Consider the following 16,019-nt stretch of genomic DNA (forward strand, 5'->3'; position numbering starts at 1 on the left):
GGGTAGTAGGGCGGGGGCCGGCAAGACCCGTGCGGACGCCAGCTGACATGCCGGGGACGTAGCGAATGCGGCCTTGCTGTTCCCGGGTGGCCGCCCCTGCTCGGATGCCGCCGGTCACCTCCACACCGGTCCTTCGTCCCCGGCGGAAACTGCGTGGTTCGTGTGGCTCGTGACACGGCCGCTGTCAGTCGGCGCCGGTCGCCGCTCTAGTCGGCGGATCGCCGGTCGCCGCTGTCGCCGGACCCGCGGTAGCCGGATCGGTGCCGTCGCTTCCGCCGGACCCGGTTAACGCCGGTCCGGGTCGTCGCTTGTAGCCGGGAGCCGAGGGTCGACGTTACCGACCCGCGCGTCGGTGAGAGTCGGTTCGCCGACGGTCGGGGTGACGCCAACAGATCCCGGCTCCCCTGCGTCTCCACTGCCATCGGTCACGTCCACCGTCACGGGTGTCTCCTCCTCAGATTCGATCACCGACACGGATTCCTCGAACTCCTCCCTGCCAGCCGACTCGGCGAGGCTGGAGGGTGCCTGCCATTGGATTCGCGGCGGCTCGGCGAGTGGGCGCCCACCGAACTCGGCGAGCCAGGCAGCCACCATGGCCAGATTCTCCCGCCACTGCGACTCGGAGATCGGCGGCAGGATCGAATCCCACAGCGAGAGGAAGGTGCCGCGCAGCTGGAGCCGGCCGTACGGCCGCGCCAGGAACCACAGGTGCAGGTGCGCCGAACCGTCCCCCCACCGGTTCACGTGTACGCGTCCGACACCGTCCAGCGAACGGATGGCGCGTTCCAGGCGGACCGTCATCACCCCCAGTTCGGCGGCGAGCAGGTTGGGCAGATCGCCGAGGTCGAGATGGGTGCGGGACTCCAGGATCAGCACCATCGGGAGGCCGGTGGGTCGGTCCATGGCACGGACCCGCCACCGCTCACCCACCCAGATGTAGGCATCGTCGGGTGCGTTGCATGCGGTGCATTCCCGATGACCCTCGCCCTTGCGGGGCGGCTCGACCGGCACCGGATCGTCGAGCCGCTTGACGCGGAGGTCACCCTCGAAGGGAAACGAGGGCCACTGGGTAAAGTCCGGAAGTGCGGGAGGGGTGTCGGGCACGACGCTGACCCTAGTCGAGTCCACCACCGCTGTCCCTACCCCGACCGGCGCTGTTCACCACGGTTGTCCCGTTGCGCGACGCGGAGCACCAGCGGCCACCGGAGAGGGTTGTCCACAGGCTGATGAGATCACCAGTACACCCCGTCATCCACAGGTCAGAGCGCTGCCGCAAGCGTGTTTCACGTGAAACGGAGGCAGCCTGTGGAAAACCGCTGTGGATAACTTGTGGCTCATCCACAGCTCGCCGCAGAGCAGGGCGGCCCCTACCCTTCAACGATCCGGACGACCGAACCGCTGCTGATCGGTCGAGGATTGCCGGCGGTTACCGGGCGAACCAGCGATCCCTGTCCCGGAGGGGCCGGGGCCAGACGACCACCAAGAGGGCATGGGATCAGCTGCTCGCTCGCTCCGCTGCCGACTCACCCCAGAAGCCACGCGTCCGGGGACACCCCGAGGTGGCAGGGTCTTGCGTTTCACGTGGAACGAGGTGACGGTCGGCAGGCGCTCCGGGCGGCGTTTCACGTGAAACGAGTCGCGACAATGACCGCGCGGCCCGTGGCGAGACGGGCGCACTCCGCCAGTGAAGGGCTGCACGGGCAGGACGAGTCGTACACCACCCAAGCGTCGGGTCGCCCGGCACTCGACAGCAACCCGGACCGAGGAGCCACGCTCGGCCACAGTGCGCGCGACAACGGTGGTCAGCGGGGCCTACGCTGGCCGCGATGAGCGAACCTTTCGTCCTCCAGTCGGGTAACGGTTCGCGTTGGGTGCTGTACCCGCCGGAGGATCCCTACGGCGACGGCTATGTTCTCGCCCTGCCCACCGAGCTGCGCGGCGACGGCATGACAGCGGCGGCCGTGGTCGAGCTCGACGGGATCTTCGTCAGCCCGCACACGGCCAGGCTGTCCGCGTTCTTCGGGACACTGGCCGCCGATCGGCGCGGCTGGGAGGGTGTACGGCAGTGGACCTCCGCTCGAAGACAGCTCACCCTTGAGGCGGCGCACGACGGAGTTGGGCGTGTCTCGCTCGGTGTCACCCTGCGGGCAGCGGACACCGCGCCGGCGTTCGCGCCCTGGTCCGCCACTCTCCTGTTCGGGATCGAGGCGAGCAGGGAACTTCCACACCTCGCCCGGCGGCTCTCCGATTTCCTCGAAGCCGAGCCCTGATCGGCGGCCGTCGCGACGGCCGGTCTCCTGTACTGGCCGTCGACGCCCGGCCGCCGGCCATCGTTTCGCAGCCGCAGGAGTCACGCGGGAGGGCGTACCGGTGCCAACCTCCTCGTGGCGCAGCGGCGCGAGCGCCCGCAACGGCGTGTCCCGCAGCGTCTCCCTGACCCAACAGCACCGGACCTTCCGGAGGACTGTCGCCGGGCAAGGAGATCGGCCGGGTCTTCCGCTTGGAAGGCACGGCCGATCGGGCTGTCGCGTGGCGGTCAGTCCTCTTCGGGCTCCGCCTCCTGGCCCACGCCGATGATTCCGACGATCCGCTCCAGGTCGTCGACCGTGGCGAACTCAATGGTGATCTTTCCCTTGCTCCGACCGATGTCCACCTTCACCCGGGTATCGAACCGGTCGGAGAGGCGGTCGGCCAGGTCGGTGAGCGCAGGTGCGACCGGCTTGGGCCGTCGCTTCGCCGCCGGGGCCTTCGTCGCCCCGTCGGAGAGCGCGACCGCCACGATCTCCTCGGTCGCACGAACGGAGAGCCCCTCGGCGACGATCCGGAGGGCCAGCTGTTCCTGTGCCTCCGGCTCGTCGAGGCTCAGCAGGGCCCGGGCGTGGCCGGCGGAGAGCACCCCAGCGGCGACCCTCCGCTGCACCTGAGGCGGCAGGTTCAGCAGGCGGATGGTGTTCGAGATCTGCGGCCGGCTCCGGCCGATCCGCCGGGCCAACTCCTCGTGGGTGGCACCGAACTCGTCCAGCAGCTGCTGATACGCAGCCGCCTCCTCAAGCGGGTTGAGGTTGGCACGGTGGATGTTCTCCAGGAGCGCGTCCCGGAGCATCGCGTCGTCCTTGGTGTCGCGGACGATCGCCGGGATGTTCTCCCGGCCCACCGCCTGGGCCGCCCGCCATCGGCGCTCGCCCATGACGAGTTCGTACTTGTCACCGCCGAGGTCCCGAACCACGATCGGCTGGAGGAAACCGACTTCCTGGATCGACGTCTTCAACTCCTCCAGGGCCTCCTCGTCGAAGACCTGCCGCGGCTGCTTCGGGTTGGGCACGATCGCGTCGACCGGAATCTCGGCGAAACGGGCACCCGGCACCGGGCTCAGCTGCGACTCGGGCTGGATGGCCGGGGCGGACACCGGGAAGGTGGGCGCTTCGGCGGGTGCCTCCGGCGCGGTGACGCCCTGTTCCGGCTCGGGGGCCGTGGCGACGGCCCCGGGGGCAGCCGGCGCCGGCCCGGTCGGGATCAGCGCCCCGAGTCCTCGACCCAGACCGCCACGGGGTCGGTTCTTCATGCGACGCCTCCCAGCGACTTGTCCGCACTACGCATTCCGGCTCACCGGCTCCTTGACGCCACGTTCGGCGATCTCCTGGGCCGCCTCGAAGTAGCTCGTGGCGCCCCGCGAACCCGGATCGTAGGTCATCACCGACTGGCCATAGCTGGGTGCCTCGGAGACGCGGACGTTGCGCGGGATGACAGCCTGGAGCACCTTGTCGCCGAAGTGGTTCCGGACGTCCTGCTCCACGGCGTCGGCCAGCCGGGTGCGGCGGTCGTACATCGTTAGCAGGATCGTGGAGACCTCCAGCTTCGGGTTCAGGTGCTGACGGACCAGGTTGATGTTGTTGATGAGCTGGTTCAGCCCTTCCAGGGCGTAGTACTCGCACTGGATGGGAATCAGCACCTCCTGCGCCGCCACCAGGGCGTTGACCGTGAGCAGGCCGAGCGACGGCGGGCAGTCGATGAAGACGTAGTCGAAGTGCCCCGGGTAGGCGGCGATGGCCCGAGCCAACCGGGACTCCCGAGCGACGACCGAAACCAACTCGATCTCGGCACCGGCGAGGTCGATGGTCGCCGGCACGCAGTAGAGGTTGGGGATGCCCTCCACCTCCTGGGCGACCTCCTCGAGCGGCAGGCTGTTGATGAGGCAGTCGTAGACGTCCGGCACACCGGTGTGGTGCGGGACGTTCAACCCGGTCGACGCGTTGCCCTGCGGGTCGAGGTCGACCACCAGGACCCGATTGCCGTGCAGGGCCAGAGCCACCGCCAGGTTGACCGTGGTCGTGGTCTTACCCACGCCACCCTTCTGGTTCGCGACGCACATCACCCGCGTCCGGTCAGGACGAGGCATGGTCACCTCGCCGCTCGGGTTAAGGATCTGCACGGCGCGCATCGCCTCCATAGCCAACGGTGGGTCATCCTCTTCGCGCGTCGGGGTTTCACGTGAAACGTACGCGGCAGCGGTCGCGGTGTCGGCGACGGCCCCGGTGGGCGGGCCCGGCGTGTCGACGGTGACGGGCGTCCGCTCCGGCTCGATGCCGGAGTGCGGCTGCTGCGGTACGGCCGGCGGCACGTTTCCGCCGACGGGTGTCTCGAACCGGACGGGCACACCGGCATTACGGCGCACCGGGGCCGCTCGTCCGGTCGACGCGTTCCCGGGCCGACCGGAACCGTCCGTAATGGGCGGTGGCGGCACGTACGACTCGGGCGAGGGTCGCGCCGCGCCGACCGCGGGCAGGTCACCGCGGGTGGCGGCATCCCGATCCGGTGGACGAACGACGCCAGGCTGGCCGCCGGTAGGCCATGCCTGCTGGTCGGTTTCACGTGAAACAGGGTCCACGCCAGGAGGAAAGCCCTCAGGGTCGTTCACCCGTGGATCGTCGTACCTGCCGTCGTCATGCACCTGTCATCCCTGCCCCGCCCCGAATGGTCGGTCCGCACCCCGTCTACTGGCCGCACGCGCGCTCGCACCGCCGAGCGTACGACCCGGCGGGAGTGGTCGGGATTCGGTGCGCCCCGGCACCCGCCCGCTCCACACTATCGACGCGCGGTCAGCCTACGGGGGACGGGCGCGGCGGGTCCATCTCCGTTCTGCGAGCGGTCGACACCGCCACGCACGGACAGGGAACCAGTTCCGCCGCCGAGTCCGACCAACCGGTGGCCGACACGACGTGCGGCGCGGGGCACCCGGGCGTGGGTCGCGGAACCTGGCGCTGTTACCCGATGCGGTTCAGCAAGGAAGTCCACACGGTCCGCGCCGGCTCGACGAGCGGCTCTGCCGGACGGCCTCAGCCGGCCCGCTTACGGCCACCCCGGGATCGCTTGGGGGCCTTCTTCGTCGCGGGCGGACGGACGACCCGCTCGCGGACAATTTCCACAACGGTGGTCGGCGGATCAATCACCCCGACCCCGCAGAGGTGCACCTCGGGCTCACCGCCGCCGAGCCGGGCGACCGTGGCGGCGTGCTCGGCGATCTCGTCGGCGGCGGACGACCCCTTCAGGGCCAGCAGCCGGCCACCCGGAACCGTCAACGGCAGGCACCAGCCGGCAAGGCGGTCAAGCGGCGCGACCGCCCGTGCCGTCACGATGTCGGCGCTCAGCGGACCGAGCCCGGAGCCGGCCGAGGCCGCCTCGTCGGCCCGCCCCCGGAACACCCGCACCATCTTCGCCAGGCCCAGCTGCTGGACCGCCTCGACCAGGAAGGAGGTACGCCGAGCGAGCGGTTCGACCAGGGTCACCTGGAGATCGGGGCGAGCGATGGCCAGCACCACACCGGGCAGCCCGGCTCCCGACCCGACGTCGACGACGGTAGCGCCCTCGGGGATACGCTCGGCCACCGCCGCGCAGTTGAGCAGGTGTCGGTCCCAGATCCGGGGTGCCTCGCGGGGCCCGATCAGGCCACGGATCACGCCGTCGGTGGCGAGCAGCTCGGCGTACGCGGCGGCCAGGTCGAGCCGGTCACGGAAGAGCGTCCCGGCGGCGGGGGCCAGCTCCGCCGGGAGGACGGCGTCGGTCGGCGAGGGCAGGGGGCGGACGGCCGACGGCCCGGGCGGGGTACCGCCCGGGCCGGACACGGCACCGGCCGTGGCGTCGTCGTGGGTCACTCCGGTCAGTCCGCCGGCCGAACGATGATGCGCCGGTTGGGCTCGACGCCCTCGGACTCGCTCTCCACGCCGCTCATGGCGTTGACCACGTCGTGCACGCACTTGCGCTCGAAGGCAGACATCGGCTCCAGACGGACCGCCTCGCCGTGCTCCTTGACCTTCTCGACCGCGTTACGGGCCACCGCGGCGAGCTCCTTGCGTCGGGTGGCGCGATAGCCTCCGACGTCGAGCAGCAGCCGGCTGGGGGTGCCGGTCTGCCGGAACACCGCGAGTCGGGCCAGCTCCTGGAGGGCTTCCAGGGTGGCACCGCGCTGGCCGACCAGGTTCTGCAGCCGGCCGCCGACCACCTCGACGACGGGACGGCCACCCGAGACCAGCTCGTCGATGTCGCCGTCGTAGTCGAGGATGTCGAGCAGGCCCTCGATGTAATCTGCGGCGATCTCGCTCTGCGCGAACAACTCGCTCTCGTTGGCGGCTCTCTTCGGCGTGCCCGCCTCGGTGGGCTCGCCGTCGCCGGGGGCGGTGGTCGGCACGGTCTCCTCGTCCACGGACTGTTCCGCGCTGGGAATGCTGGTGTCGGTCACGGTCTCATCTCCGTACTCGCTCGGCCGGACCGTCGGGTCCGCTGGTTTCCCGTGGGCAACCGGCGGGCGAAGTCCGGTGCCACGGGCACGTCTGTACGGGCGGTTTCGCCCGTGACCGCGCGGCGCGCGGCGGTTCCGGCCCGGCGCCGGCCGTACGGCGGCTGCGCGGTTGCCGGAGGGCCGGCGTTCGGGTTTCCCGACGGCGGCCCGGTGGGTCAGCCCTGCCGCTTGGCCGGCCGGCCGCCCTTCTTCGGGTTGGCCGGCTTGGCTCCCGGCTTCGGCCCGGCGACCTTCGGCGTGGTCGGCGCGGCCGGGGCCTGCGGGGCCGGCTTGTTCCGGCTGAGGAAACCACCGGTCTTGGCCGGCTGCACCGCGTTGCGGGCGGCGGTGGCGCCGGGCTTGGCGTTGGTGACCAGAGGCGGGAACTTCCGCAGCACCCACTGCTGCTGGCCGAGGGTGAAGAGGTTGTTGGTGACCCAGTAGATGATCACACCGATCGGGAAGATCGCGCCGGAGATCAGCAGCGACAGGGGGATGCCGTAGAGCATCAGTCGCTGGATCATCCGCTGCTGCGGGTCCTCCGCCCAGCCGGTCTTGAGGATCATCTGACGGCTGGTGAGGTAGGTGGTACCCATCATGACCAGTACCAGGATGCCAGCGATGATCTTGACGGTGGTGCCGTTGGCGCCGAGCCGGGCCAGTTCCTCCGCGGTGGAGCCGAACTTGCCGGCGATCGGGGCGGTGAAAATCTTGGCGGTCGCCGCGCTGTCGAACTGGTCGACAGTCCAGCCGTAGAGGGTTTTGTTGGACTTGGCCGGGTCGAGCCGGCGCAGCACGTGGAAGAGACCGAGGAAGACCGGGATCTGGAGGAACATCGGAAGGCAGCCCATCAGTGGGTTGGCCTTTTCCTTCCGGTAGAGCTCCATCATCTCCTTCTGGAGCGTCTCCCGGTCACCCTTGTGCTTCTCCTGCAGCTCCTTGACCTTCGGCTGGAGCGCCTGCATGGCTCGCTGCGACTTGATCTGCTTGACGAAGACCGGGAACAGGATCACCCGGACGGTGACCACCAGGAAGACGATGGCGAGAATCCAGGCCCAGTTCGTGCCGATCACCGCACCGACCGGCACCCCGATGGCGTCCCAGGCCGAATGCCAGGTCAGCAGGATCCACGAGATCGCGTAGTAGATCCAGTCGAGACTAAACACTCAGGCTCCAGTCACATCGGCACGGCGGCGGCCGCCCGGCTCCGGCACCGGGTCATGTCCACCTGGGTGGAAAGGATGGCAGCGCAACAACCGCCGGACCGCCAGGCCGGCTCCCCGGAGCGCGCCGTGCCGGGCCACCGCCTCAAGGGCGTACGCACTGCACGACGGGTAGAACCGACAGCGAGCCGGCAGCGCCGGGCTTATCCAACGACGGTACGCGACGATGGGGCCGCTCAGCACCCGGGCACCCAGGCTGGTCGCCCGCGGTTCGGCGGATCCGCTGCTCACCGCGACCGCCGCTCCCGGGGCGCCCGCGCGGCGACGATCGCCGCGTCGAGGTCGGCCCCCAGCCGCGAGTACGACACCTCGGCCGCGGCGGGCAGCGCGCGTACCACCAGGGTGCTCCCCGAGGGCAGCGCCGCCAGCCGTTCGCGGACCAGGTGCCGCAGCCGGCGTCGGACCCTGTTGCGGACCACGGCGGGGCCCACCGCCTTGGACACGACGAAGCCGGCGCGGGTCGGCACGGAGATTGACTCCGCGCCCGCGTCCCGCGCCGGCTCCGGCGAGGTTGTCGTGGCGGTTTCGGGGGTCGGCAGAGTCAGGTGTACGACGACCGCGCCACGGCCGGCGCGCCGGCCACCCCGGACCGCTGCGGCGAAGTCGGTGCTACGCCGCAGTCGCTGTGCGGCCGCCAGCACGACTGCCCACGTCCCCCGGTACGGGCCCGGTCGGCTCAGGCCGACAGGCGGGCGCGGCCCTTGCTGCGGCGGGTCGAGATGATGGCGCGGCCGGCCCGGGTGCGCATGCGCAGCCGGAAGCCGTGGGTCTTCGCGCGCCGGCGGTTGTTCGGCTGGTAGGTGCGCTTGCTCACGTCAGGCTCTCCGTTTTCGTACGTCCACGGCGCGGGATCGCCGGGGTCGTGTGATGGTCCAGGCCACCTCGGCGGGTGGCCTCCGATCGGTGCTGCCCGGCGACGTGGACCTCGGCGGTGCGGGGATCCGACCGCGGGCAGCAAGCACCCATCACCCTAGCAGAGGGCGACAGAGCAGCCTCCCTAGGCTACGCAGGGGGGCAATGACCGTCAAACCTCCCATCAGCGGCGCGAGCAGGAGTGACGAGGCGACCGAACCGGCGTTTTTCACTGATGCCGACAACCGCCGTGTGACGACGGCGGTTGATGATGCCCCTTCGTCGCTGTTACCGTGCGCGATTGCGGTCAGCGTCGGGGCCCGGTTGTCGCTGACGGGCAAGACCGGACGGGGCAGTGAATCGTTCGGCACGGTGAACCCGCTTCAACGTCCCTCGACACAAGGGGGGCCACGGTCCGACTCGCGTCCGGCGGGCGGCACAATCGTCGGTACACACAGGCTGTGGATAACTTGTGGATGCCGGTCGGTGAGTCGCCCGGTGGGGTGAGGAACCACCCGCTCGAACGCGGTGGCGGGCCCGGAACGGCCGACTGGACCACAGCGGCGGCCGGGAGCAGAGGCGAGGGGGTGGCACGACGGTGGCCGGTACGACCGACCTTGCCGCGGTGTGGACCGCGGCGACGGACGAACTCGCCGACGAGATCATCTCCGCGCAGCAGCGCGCGTACCTGCGGCTGACCCGGCTGCGGGCGATCGTCGAGGACACCGCCCTGCTCTCCGTCCCCGACGCCTTCACCCGGGACGTGATCGAGTCGCGGCTGCGGCCGGCGATCACCGAGGCGCTGACCCGGCGGCTGGGCCGTCCCATCCAGGTCGCGGTCACCGTCCGCGTCGCCGAGGGCACCTCCGGCCAGCCCGCCGGCACCGTCTACCGGAGCGCCCCCGAGGCCGAGCCGGAGGCACCCGGCGCCGACCTCACCGCCGGGCCGGCGCCCTTCCCCGACCCGGCGGCCGGGTTTCCGGAGGTGTCCCACCCCGGGCCGGGCTACCCGGAGGCGTACGACGAGGTGCCCGCGCCGCCGGGGCAGCCGGCCGACCAGGACGGACATCACCTGCCCCGGATCCCGGCGAGTCGCGACGGCGGGCAGGACACCCTGTTCAGCGCGGGCTTCGCCGAGCCGATGCGGGTCAACCACCCGACACCGGAACGGCGGGGCTTCGACGAGCGCCCCGCGCCGCCCTCACCCGGCGTCGACGGGCGAGGGTTCGAGCCGGCGTACCGGGGCAACGCCCGATCGCCACGCGACACGCGCGGTCTGGTTCGCGACGGGGGAACGGACAGCGGCCCGGGCCGGCAGTCGGTGGACCACCGCCACGGCGGCACGGCCGACCGGCGCCCCGGCGGCGCGGAGAGCGGTGGCAACCGACTGAACCCGAAGTACATGTTCGAGACGTTCGTCATCGGCTCGTCCAACCGGTTCGCGCACGCGGCGAGCGTCGCGGTGGCCGAGTCGCCGGCGAAGGCGTACAACCCGCTCTTCATCTACGGCAGTTCCGGGCTGGGCAAGACCCACCTGCTGCACGCCATCGGGCACTACGCAACAACCCTGGGCAACGCCCGCTCGGTCCGGTACGTCTCGACCGAGGAGTTCACCAACGACTTCATCAACTCGCTGCGCGACGACAAGACCAGCGCCTTCCAGCGCCGCTACCGCGACGTCGACATCCTGCTGATCGACGACATCCAGTTCCTGGAGAACCGCGAGCGGACGCAGGAGGAGTTCTTCCACACCTTCAACACGCTGCACAACGCCAACAAGCAGATCGTGATCACCTCCGACCGGTCACCGAAGCAGCTGGCGACGCTGGAGGACCGGTTGCGGACCCGCTTCGAGTGGGGCCTGCTCGCCGACATCCAGCCGCCGGACCTGGAGACCCGAATCGCCATCCTGCAGAAGAAGGCCGCCCAGGAGCGGCTCTTCGCCCCGCCGGACGTGCTGGAGTTCATCGCCTCCCGGGTGTCGAACTCGATCCGTGAACTGGAGGGAGCGCTGATCCGGGTCACCGCCTTCGCCAGCCTCACCCGGTCGAACGTCGAGCTGTCGCTGGCCGAGGAGGTGCTGCGGGACTTCATCCCGGACGGCACCGGCCCGGAGATCACCGCCGACCAGATCATGGTCTCCACCGCCGACTATTTCGGCGTGAGCCTGGAGGACCTGCGCGGCCACTCCCGCTCTCGGGTGCTGGTCAACGCCCGCCAGGTCGCCATGTACCTGTGCCGGGAGCTGACCGACCTGTCGCTGCCCCGCATCGGGCAGGCGTTCGGCGGCCGGGACCACACCACGGTGATGCACGCCGACCGCAAGATCCGCCAACAGATGGCCGAGCGTCGCTCGCTCTACAACCAGATCGCCGAGCTGACCAACCGGATCAAGCAGAACACCTGAGCGACGGCTTCAGGTCGCGGCGCGGCGTCAGACACGCCGAGCTGAAGCCGTCGTCACGTACGCCACTCGCCAGCATCTGCAACGCCCGGCCGGGACCGTCGGCCGGGCGTTTTCGTGCCTGTGCAGCGGCGTGGGTTGACCCTCGACCGGCTGGAGGGCCCAGGATCGGAGTCATGTTCGTCCACAGAACGGCCCGGTTGTCCACACCCCCTGTTCCACAGGCGGTGGATAACCACGCGTGGTCGGGAACCAGTTACCCACAGATTGTGGAAAAACCCTGGGGACAGTGCTGTGGACGCCTGGGGACGACGGCAGCGTTGTCCACCGTCGACGGTCCGCCTGTGGGCAGCCTGTGGAAGATTCTGGGGACGACCTCCGACACGGTCATCGGCGCTGTCCACAGCGCTGGGGAGAAACCCGGTGGACAACCGGTGGATAACCCGTGGACAACGGTGGACAACGGTGGAGACGACGAGGGCTGTGGACGGCGCAGCGGGCTTACCCCCCGGTTCTCCACAGCAAACCCACCGGTGGATAACCTGTCTGAGCTGGGCAGACGCCGGTTCTCCACAGTTTGCACAGGTGCGATGAAGACGATGAGGTTTTTCTTCTGAACAACAAAAACCAATCATCACCGTTGGACTTCCTGTGGATCGGGCCAGAACGCTGCCGTCGGCGGTCGCCCCGGCACCTGGATCCACGGGGTCGGGCGCACAGCCGATGCCCACGCGCCCTAAGGTGCGATGGGTACCCGCACGGTCGGGCGGGACGGTGGGCAGCGGTCGGCATGAGAGAGTTGTCGCTGACGTCGACGCGGAGGCATTGATGAAGTTCCGAGTGGAGCGCGACGCGCTCGCCGAAGCGGTGGCGTGGACCGCGAAGAGCCTGCCCAGCCGGCCGTCCGTACCGGTGCTCGCCGGGGTGATGCTCCGGGTCACCGACGGCAACCTCCAGGTCTCCGGCTTCGACTACGAGGTCTCCAGCCAGGTGACCGTCGAGGTGCAGGGGGACGCGGACGGCGCCGCCCTGGTCTCCGGCCGGCTGCTCGCCGAGATCACCAAGGCGCTGCCGGCCAAGCCGGTGGACATCGCCGCCGTCGGGGCCCACCTGGAGCTGGTCTGCGGCAGTGCGCGGTTCACCCTGCCCACCATGCCGGTCGAGGACTACCCGACCCTGCCGGAAATGCCGGAGAGCACCGGCACCGTCGACGCGGCAGCCTTCGCCGCCGCCGTCGCCCAGGTCGCGGTGGCCGCCGGCCGGGACGAGACGCTGCCGATGATGACCGGCGTACGCCTCGAACTCACCGGTGGCATGCTCGCCATGCTCGCCACCGACCGCTACCGCCTCGCCCTGCGTGAGATGGAGTGGCACCCGGACGACGCCGACGTCAGCCTCAACGCCCTGGTCCCGGCGCGCACCCTGCACGACACCGCCAAGGCGCTCGGCCCGCTCGGCGGGCAGGTCACCCTGGCGCTCTCCCAGGGCTCCGCCGGCGAGGGGATGATCGGCTTCGCCGGTGGCACCCGGCGCACCACCAGCCGGCTGCTCGACGGGGCCAACTACCCGCCGGTGCGTTCGCTCTTCCCGGCCAACCACAACGCCGAGGCCCGGGTGCCGGTCAGTACGCTGATCGAGGTGGTCAAGCGCGTGGCGCTGGTTGCCGAGCGCACCACACCGGTGCTGCTGAGCTTCAGCTCCGACGGGCTCGTGGTCGAGGCCGGCGGCACCGAGGAGGCGCGGGCCAGCGAGGCGATGGAGGCCACCTTCACCGGTGAGCCGCTGACCATCGGCTTCAACCCGCAGTACCTCATCGACGGTCTGGCCAACCTGGGCGCCCAGAACGCGCTGCTGAGGTTCGTCGACGCCTTCAAGCCCGCGGTGATTTCACCCGCAGACGAGGATGGCGAGGTCATCCCGGGGTACCGGTACCTCATCATGCCGATCCGCGTGTCCCGCTGACCGGCAGCCCCAGCAGAACAGACGCACGGAGGTAGGAGCGATGCAGCTCGGCCTGGTAGGACTCGGCCGGATGGGCGGCAACATGCGCGAGCGGTTGCGCGCCGCCGGGCACGAGGTGGTCGGCTACGACCGCAACGCGGAGCTTAGCGACGCCGCCAGTCTGGCCGACCTCGTCGGCAAGCTGGAATCCCCCCGCGCGGTCTGGGTGATGGTGCCGGCCGCCGTCACCGACGCCACCATCGATGAACTGGCCGGCGTGCTGGCCGAGGACGACATCATCATCGACGGGGGCAACTCGCGGTACACCGACGACGCCCCCCGCGCCGAGCGTCTCGCCGAGCGGGGCATCGGCTACCTCGACGTCGGTGTGTCCGGCGGTGTGTGGGGCCGGCAGAACGGCTACGGCTTGATGGTCGGCGGCGCGCAGGAGCACGTCGAGCGGCTGATGCCGGTCTTCGAGGCGCTCAAGCCGGCCGGCGAGTTCGGTTTCGTGCACGCCGGCCCGGTCGGTGCCGGCCACTACGCGAAGATGGTGCACAACGGCATCGAGTACGGCCTGATGCACGCCTATGCGGAGGGCTACGAGCTGCTGGCCAGGTCCGAGATCGTGACGAACGTGCCGGGGGTGTTCAAGTCCTGGCGCGACGGCACCGTGGTCCAGTCCTGGCTGCTCGACCTGCTGGACCGGGCTCTGGACGAGGACCCGGAGCTGGCCGAGCTGAGCGGCTACACCGAGGACACCGGCGAGGGCCGCTGGACGGTCGACGAGGCCGTCCGGCTCGCCGTGCCGCTGAACGTCATCAGCGCCGCGCTGTTCGCCCGGTTCGCCTCCCGGCAGGACGACTCGCCCGCGATGAAGGCCGTCTCCGCGCTGCGCCAGCAGTTCGGTGGGCACGCCGTCCACAAGCGCTGACCGGTATCCGCCAACTGTGTACGTTCGCCGGCTCGACCTGGTCGATTTCCGTTCGTACGAGCAGGTCGGCGTCGACCTGGAGCCGGGTCCGAACGTCCTGATCGGCGCCAACGGCGTCGGCAAGACGAACCTGATCGAGGCGTTGGGCTATGTGGCGACCCTGGACTCGCACCGGGTCGCCACCGACGCCCCGCTGGTTCGGATGGGCGCCTCCTCGGCGGTGATCCGCTGCGCCGTGGTGCACGAGGGCCGGGAGCTTCTGGTCGAACTGGAGATCATTCCCGGTCGGGCCAACCGGGCCCGGCTCGGGAGGTCGCCGGCCCGCCGACCCCGGGACGTGGTTGGCGCGTTGCGGCTGGTGCTCTTCGCCCCGGAGGATCTGGAACTCGTCCGGGGCGACCCGGCGGAGCGCCGTCGCTACCTGGACGACCTGCTCGTGCTCCGGCAGCCCCGGTACGCCGGGGTGCGCGCCGACTACGAACGGGTGGTCAAGCAACGCAACGCCCTGCTGCGGACGGCGTACCTGGCCCGCAAGACGGGCGGCCCGCGGGGCGGGGACCTGTCCACCCTGGCGGTCTGGGACACCCACCTCGCGCACCACGGCGCCGAGTTGCTGGCCGGCAGGCTGGAGCTGGTCTCCGCGCTGGCTCCGCACGTGACGAAGGCGTACGACGCGGTGGCGGCCGGCCGGGGGGCGGCCGGCATCGCGTACCGGCCGTCGGTGGAGCTGACCGAGCCGACCGGCGACCGGGTCGCGCTGGCCGCCGCGCTGACCGCCGCGCTGGCCGAGTCCCGGTCGGCCGAGATCGAACGGGGCACCACACTGGTCGGCCCGCACCGCGACGAGCTGATGCTCACCCTCGGCCCGCTGCCCGCCCGGGGGTACGCCAGCCACGGCGAGTCCTGGTCGTTCGCCCTGGCGCTGCGGCTGGCCGGGTACGACCTGCTGCGCGCCGACGGCATCGAGCCGGTGCTGGTCCTGGACGACGTCTTCGCCGAGCTGGACGCGGGCCGTCGGCAGCGCCTGGCGGAGTTGGTCGGCGGCGCCGGACAGTTGTTGGTCACCTGCGCGGTCGACGACGACGTGCCGGCGGCCCTGCGGGGCATCCGGTACGCGGTGGGCGAGGGGACGGTACGACGTGTCGACTGAACCGGGACGTGACGTAGCAGGCGAAACACCGGCCCGCCGGGCCGGCACCGCGCCGGCGACAGGCAGCCCCGCCCGCCGGACCGCCAAGCCGAATCCGGCCGCAGCCGCCAAGCCGAGTCCGGGCGAGCCCGCCAAGCCGAGTCCGGGCGAGCCCGAGGGGCCGGGCCGGGCGGCGGCCGGGAGTGCGTCCGGGCCTCAGCTCGCCCGGGCGGTGCTGGACGCGGCCCGGGCCAGCCGGGAGGCGGCGGCGAAGACCCGCCGGCGGAGCGTGGTCTCCGCGAACGGCGGAGAGCGGCGGCTGCGTGGCTACTCCGGGCCGGGGCCGGACCCGCGCGACCCGCAGCCGCTCGGTGTGGTGCTGGAGCGGCTGATGAAGGCGCGTGGCTGGCAGCAGCCGGCCGCCGAGGCGACGGTCTTCGGCGCCTGGGAGAAGGTCGTCGGTTCGGAGATCGCCCAGCACAGCCGCCCGGTGAAGTTGGAGGACGGCGAGCTGACCGTGGAGGCACGCTCGACGGCGTGGGCTACCCAGCTGCGCCTGCTGGCCGCGTCGCTGCTCAGGCGGATCGCCGGCGAGGTGGGCCACAACGTGGTCCGCAAGCTGCACATCCACGGCCCGGCCGCGCCGTCCTGGTCACGCGGCCCGCGCCGGGTCCGAGGTCGAGGCCCTCGCGACACCTACGGCTGACCGCCCTTCGCTGCGCCCGCTGCCCGCTGCTGCCGGGCACCGCCCACACCGATGGATG

Annotated in this window: 15 protein-coding genes; 6 read left to right on the forward strand and 9 right to left on the reverse strand. The window is 70.9% G+C overall.

Annotation, left to right across the window (positions count from 1 at the left end; translation table 11 throughout):
* Nucleotides 1–285: 285 nt before the first annotated feature.
* A complete protein-coding gene (locus E1193_RS06635; protein WP_347877013.1) occupies nucleotides 286–1,104 on the reverse strand; it encodes a hypothetical protein in 819 nt (272 codons plus the stop codon).
* 722 nt (nucleotides 1,105–1,826) lie between these two features.
* Between E1193_RS06635 and E1193_RS06640 the strand changes: the two genes are divergently transcribed.
* Nucleotides 1,827–2,270 (forward strand): DUF6228 family protein, encoded by a 444-nt coding sequence (locus E1193_RS06640; protein ID WP_132181273.1) that lies wholly within the window; start codon nucleotides 1,827–1,829, stop codon nucleotides 2,268–2,270.
* A gap of 266 nt (nucleotides 2,271–2,536) precedes the next feature.
* Here E1193_RS06640 and E1193_RS06645 read toward each other — a convergent pair whose 3' ends face one another.
* From E1193_RS06645 to rpmH, 8 genes are all read right to left on the reverse strand, one after another.
* Nucleotides 2,537–3,562: a ParB/RepB/Spo0J family partition protein gene (locus E1193_RS06645; RefSeq protein WP_132181275.1), complete on the reverse strand. Its 1,026-nt coding sequence runs from the start codon at nucleotides 3,560–3,562 to the stop codon at nucleotides 2,537–2,539.
* 27 nt (nucleotides 3,563–3,589) lie between these two features.
* On the reverse strand, nucleotides 3,590–4,948 hold the full coding sequence (locus tag E1193_RS33680; protein ID WP_279433299.1) for a ParA family protein: 1,359 nt from the start codon (nucleotides 4,946–4,948) through the stop codon (nucleotides 3,590–3,592).
* 385 nt (nucleotides 4,949–5,333) lie between these two features.
* Nucleotides 5,334–6,071: a 16S rRNA (guanine(527)-N(7))-methyltransferase RsmG gene (rsmG, locus tag E1193_RS06655; protein ID WP_207922601.1), complete on the reverse strand. Its 738-nt coding sequence runs from the start codon at nucleotides 6,069–6,071 to the stop codon at nucleotides 5,334–5,336.
* Between the two features lie 83 nt (nucleotides 6,072–6,154).
* On the reverse strand, nucleotides 6,155–6,733 hold the full coding sequence (locus tag E1193_RS06660; protein WP_132181279.1) for a R3H domain-containing nucleic acid-binding protein: 579 nt from the start codon (nucleotides 6,731–6,733) through the stop codon (nucleotides 6,155–6,157).
* Between the two features lie 215 nt (nucleotides 6,734–6,948).
* The gene (yidC, locus tag E1193_RS06665) at nucleotides 6,949–7,938 is read right to left on the reverse strand and encodes a membrane protein insertase YidC (protein WP_132181281.1); all 990 of its coding nucleotides are present in this window, start codon (nucleotides 7,936–7,938) and stop codon (nucleotides 6,949–6,951) included.
* Entirely contained in the window at nucleotides 7,939–8,178 is a 240-nt protein-coding gene (gene yidD, locus E1193_RS06670) for a membrane protein insertion efficiency factor YidD (RefSeq protein WP_207922602.1), read from the reverse strand.
* Between the two features lie 44 nt (nucleotides 8,179–8,222).
* Nucleotides 8,223–8,636: a ribonuclease P protein component gene (gene rnpA, locus E1193_RS06675; protein ID WP_132181285.1), complete on the reverse strand. Its 414-nt coding sequence runs from the start codon at nucleotides 8,634–8,636 to the stop codon at nucleotides 8,223–8,225.
* A gap of 35 nt (nucleotides 8,637–8,671) precedes the next feature.
* A complete protein-coding gene (rpmH, locus tag E1193_RS06680) occupies nucleotides 8,672–8,809 on the reverse strand; it encodes a 50S ribosomal protein L34 (RefSeq protein WP_013289388.1) in 138 nt (45 codons plus the stop codon).
* A 636-nt stretch (nucleotides 8,810–9,445) separates the two neighbouring features.
* On the opposite strand from rpmH, the gene dnaA reads away from it, so the two are divergent.
* The 5 genes from dnaA (at nucleotide 9,446) to E1193_RS06705 (ending at nucleotide 15,961) form a co-directional block, all read left to right on the forward strand.
* Nucleotides 9,446–11,254, forward strand: coding sequence for a chromosomal replication initiator protein DnaA (dnaA, locus tag E1193_RS06685; protein ID WP_132181287.1), 1,809 nt, complete (start codon nucleotides 9,446–9,448; stop codon nucleotides 11,252–11,254).
* 825 nt (nucleotides 11,255–12,079) lie between these two features.
* The gene (gene dnaN / locus E1193_RS06690; protein WP_132181289.1) at nucleotides 12,080–13,213 is read left to right on the forward strand and encodes a DNA polymerase III subunit beta; all 1,134 of its coding nucleotides are present in this window, start codon (nucleotides 12,080–12,082) and stop codon (nucleotides 13,211–13,213) included.
* Entirely contained in the window at nucleotides 13,155–14,126 is a 972-nt protein-coding gene (gnd, locus tag E1193_RS06695) for a phosphogluconate dehydrogenase (NAD(+)-dependent, decarboxylating) (RefSeq protein WP_132181291.1), read from the forward strand. Before dnaN ends, gnd begins: the two co-directional genes overlap by 59 nt.
* Before the next feature lie 16 nt (nucleotides 14,127–14,142).
* Complete coding sequence (gene recF, locus E1193_RS06700; protein ID WP_132181293.1) at nucleotides 14,143–15,276, forward strand: DNA replication/repair protein RecF; 1,134 nt, start codon at nucleotides 14,143–14,145, stop codon at nucleotides 15,274–15,276.
* Nucleotides 15,266–15,961 carry a DciA family protein gene (locus E1193_RS06705; protein WP_243707336.1) on the forward strand — a complete coding sequence of 232 codons (696 nt, stop codon included), beginning with the start codon at nucleotides 15,266–15,268 and terminating at the stop codon, nucleotides 15,959–15,961. The genes recF and E1193_RS06705 overlap by 11 nt, the downstream gene beginning before the upstream one ends.
* The last annotated feature ends 58 nt before the right edge of the window (nucleotides 15,962–16,019 follow it).

This window comes from Micromonospora sp. KC606, from assembly GCF_004348675.1.
In the GTDB taxonomy this organism is placed as follows: Bacteria; Actinomycetota; Actinomycetes; order Mycobacteriales; family Micromonosporaceae; genus Micromonospora.